The sequence below is a fragment of the Thermocladium sp. ECH_B genome (genome assembly GCA_001516585.1).
Lineage (GTDB): Archaea > Thermoproteota > Thermoprotei > Thermoproteales > Thermocladiaceae > Thermocladium.
Map to the genome: position 1 here is coordinate 1 of LOBW01000003.1, position 18,399 is coordinate 18,399.

Annotated in this window: 14 protein-coding genes; 5 read left to right on the forward strand and 9 right to left on the reverse strand. The window is 46.5% G+C overall.

Translation table 11 applies throughout. From position 1 onward, the window contains the following. The 5 genes from AT710_00715 to AT710_00735 form a co-directional block, all read left to right on the forward strand. Nucleotides 1-517 (forward strand): hypothetical protein (locus AT710_00715; protein KUO93137.1); only part of this gene is annotated, 517 nt, incomplete at its 5' end. Beyond that, nucleotides 514-1,251, forward strand: a complete 738-nt coding sequence (locus AT710_00720; GenBank protein ID KUO93138.1) for a hypothetical protein — start codon at nucleotides 514-516, stop codon at nucleotides 1,249-1,251. The genes AT710_00715 and AT710_00720, both read left to right, overlap by 4 nt. Continuing rightward, nucleotides 1,244-2,059, forward strand: coding sequence for a hypothetical protein (locus AT710_00725; GenBank protein ID KUO93139.1), 816 nt, complete (start codon nucleotides 1,244-1,246; stop codon nucleotides 2,057-2,059). Before AT710_00720 ends, AT710_00725 begins: the two co-directional genes overlap by 8 nt. Nucleotides 2,060-2,062: 3 nt before the next feature. Next, on the forward strand, nucleotides 2,063-2,581 hold the full coding sequence (locus tag AT710_00730; GenBank protein ID KUO93179.1) for a hypothetical protein: 519 nt from the start codon (nucleotides 2,063-2,065) through the stop codon (nucleotides 2,579-2,581). A gap of 143 nt (nucleotides 2,582-2,724) precedes the next feature. Beyond that, entirely contained in the window at nucleotides 2,725-3,393 is a 669-nt protein-coding gene (locus AT710_00735; protein KUO93140.1) for a hypothetical protein, read from the forward strand. 68 nt (nucleotides 3,394-3,461) lie between these two features. Here AT710_00735 and AT710_00740 read toward each other — a convergent pair whose 3' ends face one another. The 9 genes from AT710_00740 to AT710_00780 form a co-directional block, all read right to left on the reverse strand. Continuing rightward, nucleotides 3,462-4,598, reverse strand: a complete 1,137-nt coding sequence (locus AT710_00740) for a cystathionine gamma-synthase (GenBank protein ID KUO93141.1) — start codon at nucleotides 4,596-4,598, stop codon at nucleotides 3,462-3,464. A gap of 74 nt (nucleotides 4,599-4,672) precedes the next feature. After that, nucleotides 4,673-6,100 carry a transposase gene (locus AT710_00745; protein ID KUO93142.1) on the reverse strand — a complete coding sequence of 476 codons (1,428 nt, stop codon included), beginning with the start codon at nucleotides 6,098-6,100 and terminating at the stop codon, nucleotides 4,673-4,675. A 141-nt stretch (nucleotides 6,101-6,241) separates the two neighbouring features. Further along, nucleotides 6,242-11,494 (reverse strand): hypothetical protein, encoded by a 5,253-nt coding sequence (locus tag AT710_00750; GenBank protein KUO93143.1) that lies wholly within the window; start codon nucleotides 11,492-11,494, stop codon nucleotides 6,242-6,244. A 131-nt stretch (nucleotides 11,495-11,625) separates the two neighbouring features. Continuing rightward, the gene (locus AT710_00755; GenBank protein ID KUO93144.1) at nucleotides 11,626-12,480 is read right to left on the reverse strand and encodes a sugar ABC transporter permease; all 855 of its coding nucleotides are present in this window, start codon (nucleotides 12,478-12,480) and stop codon (nucleotides 11,626-11,628) included. Then, on the reverse strand, nucleotides 12,480-13,358 hold the full coding sequence (locus AT710_00760; protein ID KUO93145.1) for a sugar ABC transporter permease: 879 nt from the start codon (nucleotides 13,356-13,358) through the stop codon (nucleotides 12,480-12,482). Before AT710_00760 ends, AT710_00755 begins: the two co-directional genes overlap by 1 nt. Nucleotides 13,359-13,380: 22 nt before the next feature. Further along, nucleotides 13,381-14,841: a sugar ABC transporter substrate-binding protein gene (locus AT710_00765; GenBank protein KUO93146.1), complete on the reverse strand. Its 1,461-nt coding sequence runs from the start codon at nucleotides 14,839-14,841 to the stop codon at nucleotides 13,381-13,383. Between the two features lie 185 nt (nucleotides 14,842-15,026). Then, a complete protein-coding gene (locus AT710_00770; protein ID KUO93147.1) occupies nucleotides 15,027-16,265 on the reverse strand; it encodes a cytochrome BD quinol oxidase subunit I in 1,239 nt (412 codons plus the stop codon). After that, entirely contained in the window at nucleotides 16,262-17,575 is a 1,314-nt protein-coding gene (locus AT710_00775; GenBank protein ID KUO93148.1) for a cytochrome BD quinol oxidase subunit I, read from the reverse strand. The genes AT710_00770 and AT710_00775 overlap by 4 nt, the downstream gene beginning before the upstream one ends. Before the next feature lie 143 nt (nucleotides 17,576-17,718). Continuing rightward, nucleotides 17,719-18,300, reverse strand: a complete 582-nt coding sequence (locus tag AT710_00780) for a hypothetical protein (protein ID KUO93149.1) — start codon at nucleotides 18,298-18,300, stop codon at nucleotides 17,719-17,721. Between the last annotated feature and the right edge of the window lie 99 nt (nucleotides 18,301-18,399).

An 18,399-nucleotide genomic window follows, 5' to 3' on the forward strand; every position in this document is an offset into this window, starting at 1 on the left:
TTATTACTCGTATTTATTGAAGCTCAGCGTAACTCCTAATTACGCTAAGTGTGGACTCGATATTAAATCAACAATGTATAATTACGTGACCACGGACTCTAGAACCTTAAGCTATATTTATCCACTAAATGTTTGTAATTTATTTAATCAAAAAAACATAACCAGCATTAACTTCATCGTGAATGCAAGCAGAATAGATGTAAGCCAAGCTACTCCAGAAAATAGTCCTAGCGGCNCTAATTCCGTGTATAATGGTGTGTATTATCTTTATAATACTACTAGTGTTTTGTATGATTTGTATTCCGTTCGTAATCCATCTGTTACTTATTATTTGCCCTCATTTCTCAACTATAGTTTTAGTCTCATAAATAAGCTTAATGTTGTGCCGGTTCAGTTCCGTGAGAGGCTGCCAACACCGGAGTTTTCGCCTACTGCGGAGGCTAATTATGTAATTCAGTTACCAAATGGTTCATATTACTTAATAGTTATTGGGCTTAGCAGCANAAATAATGGGTGATATCGTTGAGGGGCAATAAGGGCGAGGGCGAGGTAATCACTGTGATAATAATAATTGGATTAACCATTGCGTTGGCTATTCTCTTTTACATTATTGCAAGCCGTAACTTTGGTTCAGCTATGGCTAATTCAGTAATGTCCAGCGGCGAAACCCTATTCCTAAATATTGCAACTGATCTAGATGGATCCCTTTCAAATACCATTAGCGAGTCATCCTTGTCCTATGCCATTCCTCCCACGAATTTAGCCGTAATCAACATAGTAAATAATTATTGTTTACTGTACATAAATGGGACCCTCTATAGCGAGTCCGCGGCGGTGATATTTGGGGCGTCCCCATCACTGGTATCTGCGCCGGCAGGATTTAGAGTCGCATTGCTTGGCAATAATTCCATTATCTCATTCAATAGAACATCAAGCATATTTAATGTGAATATGTATGGCTATGGAACAATAAATGGCGTCACTTATGGGGAATACATCGTATTATACCCAAAGATAAGCATATTCCCCGCGAGCAGCACGTATTATATATATGTCCCAACATTCAAAGCGGGAATACATCATGGATTCCATGGATTGCTGAACTTCAATGTAACCGGCTATAGGTACTCATCCCTCTACGTGAAGACGATCGAGTATAGATGTGGAGCTGAAACCCAATATATCGATGATGAGAAAGAGCTTAATAGCAGCGTGATGCTGATAAATAATACGGTGATAGTAAATGAATAAGGAAGGACAAGGCAGCGTGATCAGCACGGTAATATTGGTCTCAACAATGCTCGTGGTGAGCGCAATTCTATTTATTTATGCTATGTTCTTCTTTACGCAATCAGTATCTAATTACTCGATATCATATGTGGCCTCATTCCTAACTAATGTGGCGGATGATATTGATACTTTCATGCTGACGCCGGGTTCTAGATTAACATATAACCCGCCCAACACTAATTACGGTTCATATAATCTCGAGCTAGTTCCCTCCGCTAATTGCAGCATATTCGTTGCTTACTCTAATGAGACTATAATTAATGAGACCTCAGGCATATTAGTATATGGCGTGCCTCCTCAACGCTACTCATTGCCGTCAGGCTATATATACATATGGAGAGGCAGCAACTCCACCGGCGGTCCGAGTCAATCAATTTCAGATTTTTCCTTAATAGTGATGCCGCACTCGTATGCACCCATGGCTACCGTTATGGCGCTAATACAAGGAGGTTATAATTTAATTAATGGCATTACATACGGAACTTATATAGCTATGCTGCCTCGCGTAGTGGCCATAAATGGATCCACGGGAAATGGAGTGGGATACATCTATATACCGGTAATAGTTCCGATCCATGCTACCGATTCAACTGTTAATTCACTGGTTGTTTACATTCTGAACACAGAATCAACCAGTATAAATAATGGTGAAGCAACTAATTTTCTTGTTAAGGAGGATTGTACTATTGGGAACCAGGAATTGAGTTCATTATCCAATGTGTCTGGTAACTCCGTATATGTAACCGTTATATATATCGGGATCAGTTAGGTGATAACAATGGATACGCTGGCATTCATAATAACAACGGCTGCATTAATAGTCTTCGTTATAGTGTTTTCAATTTATATATCCAATTTCATCAATAATAACCTAATTAGTACCGATACCTATGTTTATTCCCTAATAGATGCAGCGCTCCTACATGAGTTCCAGACAGTCGTGTCACTGGCATCGCTGGAGTCGGTTACTGGATCATTTAATTATACGATATCGTTGCCCACAGCCTCATTCGCAACACAAGGCATTGCAATACAGTACAATATAACCATTTATATCAAGGAAACAAGCACTCCAACGCTTATTGGCAACATAACCATAACCTCAAGGCTAGGATCAATAAGTAGAACAATACGTGGATCAGTACCGCTCTACTCTGCTCAGGAACCATTCACCATGTATGCATATAATTGCGAAAAAAGCACAGGTCCAGTGAATCTCGCTAACTCAAGCTGTACATGGAGCAGCCAGGACATAGTGCTGGGGAACGCAATAATAGAGGTATCAAAATAATTCATATGGCCCTGATTACAGAGACAACAATACACTGACTATTGAAATCTATGTGAAAGCTTCAGGATAAGGTTTCCCTTCAAAAGAAAAGGATTGGCTTGAAAAATAATTAATTTTAATAACCCCCGCCATGTTTATCCCATGTGTCCCTGTTATTGGTTAGTGATTTGCATAAGTCTATTTATCCTGAGGAATTTTACTCAATTAATTGGTTAATTAATTTGATTAATGATGTTAAGCCCGATGCAGTGCTCTCGGCCGGTGATTGGGACGAGTATGTAACTCCAAGCGATATGTATGAGGTGATTAGCAGAGTAAGCTTAATCACGATTTACGGTAATCATGAGAATTTCAGCCTAATTAAGCGGTACGCCATAAGTGATGGCTCAATTCATGTGGTGAAGGGATTAAGGGTGAGCGGGATTAACGGGTTAATAGGAGAGGAGGACGGCTTATACACGATCAGCATTGATAGATTCATGAATGTCATTGATAAGGTTAAGAGGAGGATAGGCAGGCCCGACATATTTATAATGCATCAACCACCGTACTTACCCGATCAATACCCATGGATGAGGCAAGACAAGTTTAGTGAAGCTGCCCTGGAGGCCGTTAATATACTTAGGCCAAGACTATTGCTGAATGGCCACATGACTGGCAGTTGCTATAATTACGGCAAGTATGAGTGGGCACTTACCTACGCGTGGATTCATCCCAGAGATACAAGTGCTACGCAGTACTTACAATCAGCAATTCAAGGATTAAGGTATTTAATGATGGGGAACCACAGCAGGACCTGCCCATCTAAATAGTAGTCTTCCATGATAATTCATACTGCGATAGAAAGGATGAACCCCGCCCTTTAGGATGGGAATTAGCCTCACGTGTTTCGCAATGCATTGTCCAAGTCATTAATTATGTCCTCCACGTCCTCCAGCCCCACAGATAATCTGAGGAGGGAATCATCAATCCCAAGAGCCTTCCTATGCTCCTCAGGTATTGCTGATGATGCGCTAACTATTGGGTAAGTAATCAGTGACTCCGGTCCCCCGAAGCTTGGGGTTGGCTTAATTAATTTAAGGGATCCCAATAACTTCTCAACTGAGGATTGACCCCCCTTTACCTTAAATGATACTACTCCCCCGAATCCACCCCTTAGCTTGGAGGCCGCCTCATCACTGCTTAGTCCAGGATAATGAACGGCAGCTACCTTGGGGTGATCCTCCAGGAATTGGGCGATAACCATGGCTGACTCGCATTGCCGCTTCACCCGCAACTCAAGAGTCTTTAATCCCCTCATTACTAGGAACGCCTCCATTGGTTGAAGAATTGAGCCAAGCCTCCTGCGCCAATGCCATAAATCAACAATCGAATCGCCGTCCCCAATTATGGCTCCCGCAACAACGTCATTATGCCCCGAGAGGTACTTAGTGGCGCTGTGAATAACTAAGTCGGCCCCCAACTCAATTGGGTTCAGTAGTATTGGCGTCGCTATTGTGTTATCAACGATAACCGTGGCTCCAGCGTCATGAGCCGCCTTCGCTATTTCCTCCACGTCAAGAACTCTCAGCATTGGGTTAGTTATTGACTCTATCATGACTAGCCCAGCCCCATTCATTGCCTGAATTATTGAGCCGGTGTCTGGAAATGGCGTTCTCAGCCTTACCCCGAATTTCCCTAATTCCCTGGCTAGCCCCAGAGTGGTTCCATACATCTCCATCGGCATCACGACCGTATCGCCGCCCCGCAGTAATCCTAGGAGCACTGCGGAGACCGCGGCCATGCCGCTATTCATGGCTAACGCATCATCGCCCTTCTCCAGCTTAGCCAATGCATGCTCCAGGGCTCGCGTTGTTGGATTCTCCTCCCTGGAGTACTTTAAATCAACCCCCCTATCCGATTTATTGGCCTCAATTAATTGAATAAACATTGCCGAGAGGTGGATGGGTGGAATAAATGACCCTAACTCATCATCGAAGTAATCATGGCCATGAATCGAGTCGGTCTGCCTACCCATATGCCTCAATAATCCCCCTATTTTTAAGTATATATAAGCACGTCAACAATAAATAATTGTATTTGAAAAGTGAACTAACTGACCTCCTCCCCGCCATTTGGCGAGGGTTCCCCGAGGTCTAGAGGGTTACGCCCCATTATGGGCGCTACTCGATTATGATCCACGATAAAGGAGAGAGGCCTCTTTATCGCTGAGATCACTATGCCGGTAGCCTTCTTCAATATGTTTAATGCACCGTTTAGATCACTGTGTAGTTTATGCCCTTTAGGGCAATTAACTACTCCCCTCGGCCCCCTCACAACCTCAACACCATGATAAGCACAGTACTTGGACGTATTATACTCAATGACCTCAAACACCCTCATACCGTATTCTTGAGCCTTCAGTTCTATGACCTCCATGAGTTTACGATAAGACCACATGTTCACTGTGAACTTATTGCCCCTTTGTTGAGCAATGTTGAAGGGGTACCCCAAGTAGATTGTGGATACGCCTAATTCATGCAACTCCCTCAACAGGTGGGAGGCGAAATTTCTGTACAAGTGAAGAAGCCTCCTAATTAGTTTCTTGAAGAGCCTCCTCTTCTCCCTATTAAGCTCATAATACGCCTCGTATTCCTCTAGGTTCTTCATCTTGTCTGACATGGATTGTACCTCACTTATCTTGTTTTGTAGGTAGAAGTAATCCTCCTTCGCCCTAACGCCCTTATAGAGAAGCCACGTACCATCATCAATCACCACGCTCGCCAAGACATTAATGCCCAAGTCTATTGAAGCCATTTTGCTACCCTTAGGCGATTTAACTTGAATGGCCTTCCTCTCCCCCCTCACTATGTGCTTACTCCTCCTTCCCGTTTTAGTTACCTCGACACCAACCTCCACGGGGATGGAGGCGAACCACGCATTTCCAACCTCGTCGTAATAAATCTCCAACCTACCTTGTTTTCCAAGCCACCTTAATCTACCCGTAAATCTAATTTCCATCTTGAAATACTTGAGGACTAGTTTGTGGTTTTTCTCATCCACTACATAATTATCTTCCCTCACGACTAGCATTAGCTTCCTCCCTCCAGTTTCCCCATCCTTCCAATAACTTGGCGGCGAAACGCGATCCATGTGGGGTGGTAGTTTCTCCTCCTTCTTCAGCTTTAGGAGGGAGAAGAACGACGACCAAGCTTCGTTATTCTTATTAAGCACTTGTTGTGCATTGGCACTACCCAATTCATCCTTATACTTCCCATAATACTTATCATACGTCCCCTTTAAGTCAACTCTCCCCTCACGAAAGAATTCTTGCCTCCTCTCATAATTAACCTCATTAAACAACTTGGCAGAGATGTTCGCCAGCCTTCTTAGCTTTCTTTCCTGGAAGCCATTTGGTAGGAGGCGAACCACATTAGTCCTCCTATTCTTTAATTCGATTTCTTTGATGCCCTCTCCCGGTATTGCGGGAGGAATCAGCTCCCGCTCCTCATTCCCAAGAAATTGACCGGAAGAGGACATCCTAAGGAATGCTTTTCCTCATTTTTAAACTTTACCTCGCCCTAAAGAGAGGGGGCTTTTAATCCTTGAACTATTAAATATAGGGGGCCATCCCCGCCCTAAAGGGGCGAGGCTTTCCGCTCTTTTTGTAAATAGCTCCGTTTAATGCCTCCTCCGCACGGCTAGGTACGCACCTATAATCACCACCACAACTATCACAATTATTACCGCAATTAATGATCCCTGCGATGATGAGGATGAAACAGTTGAGGTAGATGGCGGGGGAGGCGTAATCGACGAGGAGGTTGAGGTGGTTACGCTGGTCACCGTCGATGATGGCACTGCGGTGCTCGTCGATGATGGAGGCGAGGAGGTTGAGGTGGATGGGGCTTGCTGCAGTGAGGCAAGTGGTTGTGATATGAAGTATACGTTCCCAGCTCCAGCTGAGCTGGTGAATCCCATGTAGATCAATGCTGTGCCTGGATCGATTAGAACAATTGAGGGCGAGTATTCCTGTCCGTCAGTGGTTAAGACCTCGCTCGTTAAGTTACTCAGTGGACCATATGAGTAGCCTATATTGGTTCCGCTTCCCGATTCTATGGAGTAGCCGAGGGCTATTTCATTGCCGTAGACCCCGAGGGATGGCTGGACAAGGGAGTAGCCGGCCGGTTCGCTTAGCAATAATTGGGGCTTAGCTAAGTTGTTGGGCGACCCGCTTGTGAAGTATATAGAGCCGCCGCTACTGATGGCGGCGTAAAGCATTCCTCCATAGGATGCAGCTGAGACTCCGCTTGCATTGATGGGCACTGAGCCGATTATGGAACCGCTTGCATTGATTACCAATACCTTGCCGGGAGTAGCTGCCAGCACGTAGTAGGAGCCTCCGNGGGATGCGATTGAGGCTGAGTATATTTGGGNTACTCCCTGTACGGTTAGGCTCGTCGCTTCTATTAGCGGCGATAACTTTACCATTGTTAGCCCATTACTGTAAGCCACCAGTAATGCATTGGCTGCTGGATCATATGNTAGGGACACCACTGTGCCCGTTGCATTAATTATTGGCTTGGGTTGGCTCCAGATTTCCCCATTGCTTGAGGTGGACCAGTAAACCTTATTGCCCATGAGGTAAAATGCATTCAGGCTCCCCGTGGAATTATCGTATCCAATGATTGATAGAGATGGCTTTGCTTGGGGCATCGTCGTTGATTGTGTTGATGCCTTGAGGAGAGGCAGCTTTACTGCATAAAGCGTGGCGTAGCTTGTGTTGGTGTAGTTAGAGAGAACTGCCTGCTGAGTGAGAGGCGAGTTGGGGTTGACTAGGTTAGGCGCTATGTAGCTGAATATGTTGGGGGCATAGGGAGTCTTGGCGCCGCCTCCCTGGTAATCCGTGGCGTTGGGGTAAACTGGGTCCCAACCATTAGTGGCGTATCCATCCTGGAAGCCCGCTATAATCACATAACTATACCCAGTTATGTTGCTTCCTATGAGTGACGTGGGCACCTCTATCGATACCGTCTTGGTGGCCAGATCCCCCTTAACTATTAGTGGAGTTGTGTATGTTTGCCCGGAGCAACTCTCCACGTATGAGTTGGATGGCCAGCCGGCAGCTTGTATTACCCACTGCCACGCCGAGCCCTGGGCTATCTTGGCATTCACTCCAGGCAATGCATTTGTGCAGCCGGCCTCGTTTCCTTCATGTATATAGATATCTATTATGGGCTGGGAGAAGCCGTTGGGTCCATCATATACGTTAGTTAGGTTTCCGAATGTTATATTGAATTGAACTAAGTAATCATTCATGGATACATTAACCCACCTCATCCAAACGGAGCCCGGCGGGTAATTAGCGGTGAGGAGCGGGTAAACATAGTAGCCGGGGCCATTGCTTGGAGCAGGGTTGTATATCGACATAACTGGAGTCAACTTAGCTATATTTGATGGGATTGANGCCATCATGGGCCCAATTAGGTTAACCAGTGAACCACTGCTCTCATTCACCGTGGCCACGGAGAATTCTATGGAGTCGCCGGGATTAATGCCCAATGCGGAGAACGGTATAGCTATCTCTATTGAATCGCCTATAGCCACCGCGTTGGGTATTGATGTTACGTAAGTCCATCCCGATGGACCCGACTCATATATGGCGACATCATTGGAGCCGGGGCCCACGAATATCTCGGCAAGCCTAGTCGCGGCGAAGCCAAGCGGTACCCCAGGCGCAGCTGTGTAATTCGCGTCCGGTATATTTAGCCCCATTAGGTCACCCATGCCTGGATTAATGGGGGAGAAGTATATGTATATGGTGTACTTCGGGGTGGTCAATGCATTTGGAGCCACGTAATCAAGTGGGTTGCCGTTAACCTTCACATCTATATATAGATCATTAGCATCAAACGCATAGTACACAGTATTGATGCCGCCGGCTCCCTCTGTCTTATTGAGAACATATTGATATGAACCNCTCCAGGCGAAGTTGTTGTTTATGGAGTAGGCGCGCTTGCCGTTGATGTAGATGAAGTTATACAAGTAACCGGTCATTGGAGGCGTAATCGACGTGTTTGTGCCTGTAATGCTCGGCTTAAGCGGTGGGTGCCACTGATCCGCGAGGAACGGCGTTAGGGGTAGGCCGAGAACCTTGAGGGCATTTATCATGTCTTGCCGGGCCTCGATCTCGAAGACTATCGCGTTTTGCGAGGTGAGGCTTTGATCATTGGGGTCAAACGTGAAGTATATGTCTGAGCCCTCTGCGCCGTATATTGACATCCAGGCCTCGACGTATCGGCCCTCTAGCGTTGATGTGTTCCACGTGCCGAGGAATGGGAAGTCATTGTACTCAGTTATTTGGGTAAAGTTAAGCGGCTGAGTCAGGTTGTGTTCCTTCCCGAATTGAAGCACCATTGACCTAACTATCGCTAATTGTTGCCATATTGCGTCCTGCGGCGAGTGCCCAGCCCATTGAGTGTAGAAGGGCGAGACCGTTCCCGCTGGTCCTTGATTGTTCCAGGAACCCATGGGTATGCCATTTAGCTCCGCCAGGTCATGATGAGTGGATAAGTATTGCTGCATAGTGGTCGTCTGCACCCATGATGAGTTGCCGGCCAGGGCTGTGTATAGGTCTATTAGGAAGGGCACGCCGTCCTCCGGGAATGGACTCATGAACATCCAGTTCTCTCCATCCAGCGCCACCGTGACGAGCGTATCATTATGATGGGAGGCAGGTATTGTGTCATAGATGTGCCTCAAGTAATTCATGAATTGATTGACCGCGGCCCAGTTCCCCTGGGTTGCCGCTATTTCTCCGTAATTGAATCCCCAGGCATTCGAGAGCGTTCCATCTCTGAATGCAATTACTATTGATGAATTGCCGACTATGACCCTATAGGGCTGATAGAGGTTCTCCATTTCCTGAGGAGTTGGATTAGGACCCGTGGGCACGGTTACGTTGGCCTCAGCAAGCGTGGATTCACTGGTGTATGTCCAGTAATACCCAGACTCATTTAGGAGAGGTATCATTGCGCTGGAGATAGCCATCTCGGGACTCCACATACCCATTGGGTACTGTCCAAATATTGCCTTGTATAGGTCGCGGCCAATATTTATCTGTGCCAATACATCGCTGGTCCAGGCGCCCTTTATTACTGGATTACCGTTTTCCCCAGTCCAGCTTGGGATTAGTAGGAGGGGCGTCAATGGATGATCGAATGGAGTAGTTATTATCTCAACATTGCCGCCGGTGTTGTTATTGTTCATTCTATCCATTTTAAACGCATCCAATACGATTCTTGCCTCTACGGGATAGTAACTAGTTATGAGGCGTATATCGCTTATGTTGAATGATGATTGATCATAGAGGGAGGCTATGGTTGAGTTAGCGTATTGGGAACCCAATTGACCGGTTACTATTGGGTAACTGATGCTCCATAGGAACCACTCCACCAGTGCATTAGTTAATTGCTCATTATTCAATGGAATCCCCTTCTGCTCAAGGCTGAATAATTGGGCATAGGTTCTAGAGGCCGGCGTATTGGCCGAGTAGACCCAGAGCGGAGTGTTGAATGCTAGATCAAACTCCAGTACCTGCCTCACGGTGGTTGTATTCCATTCATAACTGGGCGCGAAAGCCTCTAGGAAGGTGTAGTTGTACTGCTTTATTTCCTGGTAGAGTGTATTATTCCACTGGGATTGAGGGATCAAGGCAGCCAATATATACGTATTATTATAATCACCAGCGGCTATTGCCTCTATCTGGTAAAGCAGGGAACCCGAGAGTGAGTAAGTGACGTGAACCGTGGGGAACATGTGTATTATCAATGCCTGCTCAGCATACTCCGCCAGATGAACGGCGGCCCATGGAAGTAGGTACACATTGCTTCCCACATATGTATAGAGGGGTTGATGATCGTTAAACACGATATTTAGATATATGGGTGGGGCCGGAGCCGTGTAATTAACCAGTATCGCGAAGTTCTGTCCATAATTATTGTACCAAGTATTGGTTGTGGCATCGTAGTATACCCATTGTATCCATTGGCCCTGCTTAAATGGACCAATCACTGCAGAGTAATTACCCCACAATGGATTATACTGCATAGTCACATTAGTTATATCACTCCAAGGAAGACCAGTCTGAGGACCAGTAGTCAAACCAAAATGAAGAATGAATGTGTCCGGCGGCTTCCCCACTACGGTTATTAGAACTGAACCATTTGGGAGAACCCTAGCAAATGTGGTGGATGGGCTTGGAGCACTCGATGCCGTTTCCTCTATCGCATAGTTCTGGCCCTTATTGCTGAGCCACTTATTGAGCGCAGGGTCGTAGTATACCCATTGTATCCATTGGCCCTGCTTAAATGGACCAATCACTGCAGAGTAATTACCCCACAATGGATTATACTGCATAGTCACATTAGTTATATCACTCCAAGGAAGACCAGTCTGAGGACCAGTAGTCAAACCAAAATGAAGAATGAGGGGATCAGGAGCGCGGCCTATGGCCGTGATCAATATCGACGCATTACCAAGCACCTCTGCATACGTGTANCCTAGGTTTGGCGGGTTCACCTCTAGGTTCCAATTCCAAAATGGGTGATTTTGGTAATTGATCCACGTATTGGTGGTTTCATCATGGAAAACCCAAGCTATCCATGTCCCATTGCTTATTGGCCCTATGGTGGCCGTGAAGTTCTTCCCGTTCCACTTCATCATTGTATCAAACACTTGGATCCAATTGCCTTGGGGCGCCGACTCAATGCCCCAATGCAGATCCAGCGAATCTGCGCTGGATGGACCTGATAAGTAGATGGTTACGTAGCCGCTCTTATTGACGGTGAATGATACTTGATATGATTGCGCGGCCACTATATGCGTCAGTAGTAGGGCGGCTATTGCCGCCAATATTAGGTACGTTAACCTCATGCGCTGAGCTATTCGGTGACTCTTTTATTTTTTATAGGTTTTCTAAGTTATCTGTTTAATACTCCCTAAATATGTAATTAAGTAGATTATATATCATATATAATAAAAACAAAAAGAAGAATAATGTATTGCTAGGCCTTTAATCCGCCTAAACTATAGGCTCGAAGCAAGAATTTCTGGAGCGCCATGAATAGAATGAATATCGGCAAACCCATTAATACGGCGAAGGCGGCAAATACATTATAGAGCGTTGTTCTATTAGTGACGGCCAAGTAATACATGCCTAATGTAAGTGTCCAAAGCTTGCCGCTCGTTATGAATGCGCTGGCTAAAACATAATCCGTATATGCCCCTATGAATGAGGTCAACGCAACGAACGCCAGCACGGGTCCGCTCATGGGTAGAAGTATCCTCGTGAATGCGCTGAATCTTCCTAATCCATCTATCATTGCCGCCTCCTCGAACTCCCTCGGTATTGAATCAATGAATATCTTCCCCAAGTAAGCGCCGAATATGGAGGAACCGCCGGAGTAGGCGATTATCAAGCCATAGTACGTATTGATCAAGTGGAGCTGCGCGAACATCAAGTAAAGGGGAATCACNGTCACAGTGAATGGAAAGAACGTCAATACGTATATCATATAGATCAATGCGCTCTTGCCCGGCATGTTTATCCTGGATAATGCAACTGCGCCCAGGAACGCCGCGGCCGTGGCTATTAGCATAGATGATACGCCGAGTATAAGGCTATTCCGGAGCCATAGGAAGAACGGATTCTTGAACAATATATAATAATACGCGCTCAGGGTTAGGGTGGAGGGCCTCGGTATTAGGCTGCTTATGCTTATTGATGCCAGCGTCGGCACCTCACTGAATGACGTTATCAATACGTAGTATATGGGAAACACTGCGAATAAAACGAACGCTATCAATATAAGGTGGGAAATCAATAACCTAATGTACTTCATTAATCTATAGGAATTCATCAGGTTATCACCTTCATTATGCCGNATAACCTAAGCATGAGTAATGCAAATGCAGCCAGTATTATCGTATCCACTATGGAGTAGGCGGCGGCGATATTAAACAGGTTATAGCTGAAGGCCTCCTGATAGGCATAGACCACGAATATCTCGGTCGCCGTTCCTGGACCACCCCCCGTCAATAAGTATATCGGGTAAAAATTGTTCCAAGTAAATATGAAACTGCTTATCCCAACGAATGATAGTGCATTCTTCATTTGGGGCAGAGTAATGCTGGTGAATCTCCTGAACATGGAGGCACCATCAACATACGCAGTCTCATATAATTCCCTTGGTATTCCCTGGAGCGCCGAGGTGAAGACCACGGTAAAATATGGAAATGATAGCCAAAGATTGGTAAATATCAAGGCAGCCCATGAGGTGGGCACATAATTAAACCAAAAGATTGGCTTGATTCCAATTAATCCAAGGAATTTATTCACGATCCCGTACTCATAGTTCCACATGCCCGACCACACTAGTATGGTTATGAATGATGGGAACGCCCAGGGAAAAAGCATCAGCGTCATGTAGATATTCTTGCCCCATAAATCCCTCTGATTAAGCACTAGAGCCAATAGGAAGCCGGCAGCCATCATTGGGATAAGGCTGCCCACGGTCCAAATAATTGTCTGGAGAAATATGTTGCCCAGGGTGCCCGACTTTATTATAGTAATGTAATTCGCTAAGCCAACCCATGAGTAATGAAAGAAGTGATATAAATTGAAATTAGTAAATGATATGTAGACCGCGTACCCTATTGGATAAAGCGTTAGGAATAGTATTATGGCGATTACGGGAAGAAGATAAAGAAAACCAATAATTGTTTCTTTTTTAGCCATGACTGCTCAGCCTTACTCCTGGCTAGCCAAGCATGCCGCTCTGCTGCATCTGGGAAACCATGTACTGCTCCCAGCAATTAGCGGCGCCTTGAGCGGATAAGGTGCCGTTAACGGCAAAGAACTCGGTCACGCATTGATGGAATCCATTCCAGTAGAAATTCATCTGCGGAATATTGGGGAACTGCTGTGCATGCTCGGCTTGGGCAAGTATGCCATTCATTACGCCATTCATATATGCCGGCTGAAGCTTGCCCGCGGTTAAGTTAGCCACGACTTGGTTATATACGGGTAGGTACGCAGGTATATCGCCTGCATACTTCCACAGATTCAGCTCCTGAACCGGCCCAGTCATGAACTCAATGAATAATATGGCGGCCTTGATTTGCTCCGGCGTAGCGCCACTGGCCTGTGGACTGCTTATGACCCAACCCGTGGAGCCTAGGAACGGAGCAGCATAAAGCCCTGTCTGGGACACTATTGGTAACGGAGCAGCGCCTAAGTTGGGGCCGAGGGCCTTAACGTATGTAGCGAGGTCCCATGGTCCATCGAATATTATTGCGGCCTTGCCTTGGGAGAATAATTGACCCTCGAGCGTTGGATTCATGTCTGGAGCATTAATGTGGAGATCATATGTTAAATTATACCAGAACTGCATGGCGTTTGCGGCAGCCGGCGTTGCGTTTACAGCNGGGTAGCCGGCTCCATTGAATATGTGGCCGCCGAAGCCTGCCAGCCATGCTGCGAATCTATAACCGTACTCCGATCCCATTCCATAGGCTATTCCCCAAACACCGTACGTCTTATTCACTTGCAGCGCCATTTGAATTAATTGGTTCGTGGTGTTTGGCGGGGTGGATATGTACTTCTTGTTGTAGAACATGACGATGTAATTAATGTTATCGGGTAGGCCATAGAGGGAGCCGTTTAGTTCGAAGTTCTTTATGGAGACCGGATTATACTGGCTCAGCAATGATTGCGGTATGTAACTGGTCAGGTTTAGGAGTAAGCCGCCTGCGAATAATGCGCCAGCATCATTGCTGGTATCCCTATAAACAATGGGTGCCTTGCCGGCCTTAGCGGCCGCCGCGAAGTTGCCCGTGCTTATGGCAACGCCGTAAGTTACATCAACCTTTATACATGGATACTGGGACTCAAATTGGGCTAGGGACGCATTAAACGCTTCATCCTCGCTTGGGCTATAGGTGTCCCATACAGTTATTGTGACCGGCCCGCTCACGCTTGAGCAGAAGGAGGCAGAGGATGGGGCAGTAGTCGTGGTTGATGTGGTGGTGGAGGAAGTAGTTGTTGTAGTAGTGGAAGTTGCTGGCGGCATAGTGGATGATGTGGAGGTGGTTGCTGGCGGTGGCGTAGTGGATGATGTGGTTGTGGATGGCTTGTAGGTTAGGGCCACTGCCGCCGCGATCACTATTATGATGACGACGGCAATGATGGCCCACATAGTTCTTGAGATACCTCGTGCCATACTGTTTTCCCTAGTCAGCTATAAATAAGTATTTCTGTGAAATCCTAATACTTATGGTGATATGTTTTAAAAAATAGTAAGTTATCTATATTTAATGTAGCAATCTATCTATTGACAATAAATGAGGCAAATACTAAATATACTTGGAAAAGATGATTTATTGAGCGACGCGGATGGCCATGAATTTACCTACGCCTTACCAAAGCGTAATACATCACTACAAATATCATTATATTGAAGAATATGAAGCCAACTGCGGAGACGTAGAGTATCGCCGGCTCCATTGCTATGAGGCTAACGAGCGGCGTGAGCGTGGAGACGAACGTGGAGACTTGAAGGGTATGAGCCACCTGTACGGCGAAGTTAACNCCATATAGATTCACAAGGGACTCAGCTGCGCCGAGGGGCGGCACCAATGCGTATGGCATATGAGCAACTCCATTCATTACCTCAGATGCATCCACTATAGCTAAGGAAAACAATAATAGAAGCGCGGCAATGGATCGCGAGNGCTTCTTGATTGTGATGATTAGCAGCGCTAAGTCCCCTAGTCCCAGAACAATTATTAGGTATAATAACCAGGCAAGGTTATAGGTGGGTTCATAGACTGGGTAAAAGGCTGAAGGCAAGTAGGCCGGCGGCTTTCCAAATATGGACCACGCCACAGTGGGCGAATATAGGTAAACCTCATATAGATACCAAGCGCCAAACACTACCCACAGCGCCCCGAAGACTATGGCTAACTTGGCTCCTATGATTCTACCGCTCGAGTAGTATTGGCTCGGCGCAGCGGCCTCCCGCCACGAATAAACTGCTGCTATTAATGCGGCTGNTAGGGATAAAGCGGCGGCTAGCGTTGCCAAGAGGAGCGGAGGATAAGTTGGGTTGCCCAGTGCCTGGCCTAGGTTAACAGATAAATTGAATCCTATCATGGACGAGGAGCTCTTAGTTATCTGCACGCCCAATGGGTAATTAATCACGGCAAACACCATCCTGAACATGGCCGGTATAACCGTCATGAATGCGGCCGTCACGTAACCCACGGCCACGTGCCTCATTGGCGGGAGCGAATTGAATGTTCTATAGTAGAAGCCGAGCATGGGGAGGGCTATCACTATGCCGAACACTATGGCCACGCCCCACACCGGCCAGAAGAGGGCGCCAGCCACGTTAGTGAATATGGGGAGGAGGCCGGCTAGGAACACCGTTATTATGGTTCCAAATAAGCCTCCAATGGCGTAAATCACTATTAAGTATGACCCGATATTGCGAGCCATATTTATGTAATTCTCATTCTTGCTCCTGTAACCCATGTACTCCAGGGTAGGCAGTAGCCAGGCGAGNCCAAGAACAGTGTATACTATGGGTATGTGAATCGAGAATGCCCACGCAATTAATGCCACGGCTATTGTTGCAGCATTCATGGCTCACCACCCCTTGCCCTTGGCTTAGTGGCTAGGTATAACATGTACGCCGTTAATCCAGGTATGGCTAATATAACTAGCAGTATTGCTGCCGCGAGCAGCGGCGACACGCTTATGGTTGGGTTATATATTGCACTGACGGGGACTCCGGTTATTGTTGGCGGATTCCCGCCGAGGTTCTGAACCAGTATGAATGGGTTCCTGCCCGTCTCCGACGTCACTGCGCCGCCTATGGATGCTAATCCAGCAACTGGACCAAGTGCATAGCCCAACTTAAACCACCAGGTTGGTGGCTCCCTCCTGAATAGTAGGTATAATCCCGTTATGGCTGCCCATCCGCCTAATGCCGCGCCTAGGCCAACCATTAGTACTAGGTAAAAGAAGGGGAGAAACGCGGGGGGCCTCATGTATGCAGGCCACGTATAGTAACCCCAGAACGCATGATTGGTGGTGCCGAATGCAAAGAAGCTGAGAAGGGGATCAACCTTGAGCCCGCTCCAGAACATTCCCTCCATTGCGGCCAGCTTTAATGGGTCTCCATTCATTACTAGTTCCCCTTGGTCATGACCCAATATGAAGCCCTCGATTGCGGTTAGCACGGCTATTGTTGGAATCATCACCCTAAGTATGGATAAGTGATGGGGATCCCGACCATGCATGTACTTATAGATATATATGCTGGCAATTATTGACCAGCTGAGTATCGTGGCCGCCAGCATTCCATGCCAAATGAATACTTGGGCGCCCCACCAATACACGTTAAATACTTGGGATGGCGACTCGAACGTGGCTACGTAAGTTATTAGGCCGCCAATGTTAGCCTGTTTTATGACTAGGCCGGGCGGAGCCATGCTTAATGAGGACATCACTGCAAGTATATTATATGCGCTGAAGTAGGCTCCAAATGCGGCTAATGCACCAATGAGGAGGTGAATTCCCCTATTTAACTTGTTCCACGTGAATTCATAGAATACAATGAATATTACCTCGAAGAGGAATGCGTATAGCTCTATATAAAAGGGCAAAACGAGCGCTGACCCCATTATTGAGACGAAGTTACTCCATATGGTTACTAGGCCGAACTCCACCAGGGTACCAAAAGCGGCGCCGGTTCCAAGGAATATGCCTGCCACTCTGCCGAACATCTTGGCAGTATCAAGCCAACGGGCGTCCTTGCCATAGGCGTAAATCGCCTCCGCCACGACGGCCAGCGTTATGGTGCCTATGAACATCGACGCCAGAAGCAAGTGAACCAATATNCCTGTCGCCGATACGTACCTAACCAGTAGGGGTGCATATAGAGTAGCCATAAATTTTGGTAGCAATAGGGATAAATATAAGCATTCTATACGAAAAACGAACAAGAAGCAAGAAGCAGTCTCGAGTTAAGCCATATTATTTAATTCGATAAACGAACCCAAAAGCAATCCACGCCACCATGAGGAACGATACGCTAAGGAGCCCCAAGCAACTCCTTCTCGATGCTCCTTATTATGCCTAGGACAAGGCGTTTTTGGGAACCATTAACCATGGTTCGCCCCTCCATGACGCCGCCAATTATGGATAATACCAAGTCCCGTGGTTGCCTAACATTGTTCACGCCCATTCCCAAGCAGTAATCCGCGGCAGTCGATAATAAGACCAATAATTCGGCTCGCGTATCCACATCTATATGGCTGCTCCTAAGCATTGAAGCCACCCGCCCCAAGATATACCCATCATCAGTGCATCCCCTGGCGAAGCACGTGAGGAGACCCCTAATTGTTGTTCTACAGGCGCTGAATTTTCCCAGCCTCACTATCTCCACGAGACCCCTCTGCGCGAGGGATGAAGTCTTCTTATAGGTGGAGCTTATGGCTAGGCCCGTTATCCTGGATAACCTATACATAGTGCTGCCCTCATTGCATATCACTGCATTCAATAGCTTGAGTTCCTCATCATCCAATAGAGGCATTAATATGGCCCACTTCCTCCTTAATTCCTCTATATTCATCATAACCCATGGATGCGGAGAAGACATATTCCTTACCCACATGCGCGCAATGATGGGGATCCACATAAAACTTATTTTAAAGCGTATTAATATAGCGGGGGCTTGTGGATCCCAATGATGGCTTAAACAATAGATCGATTT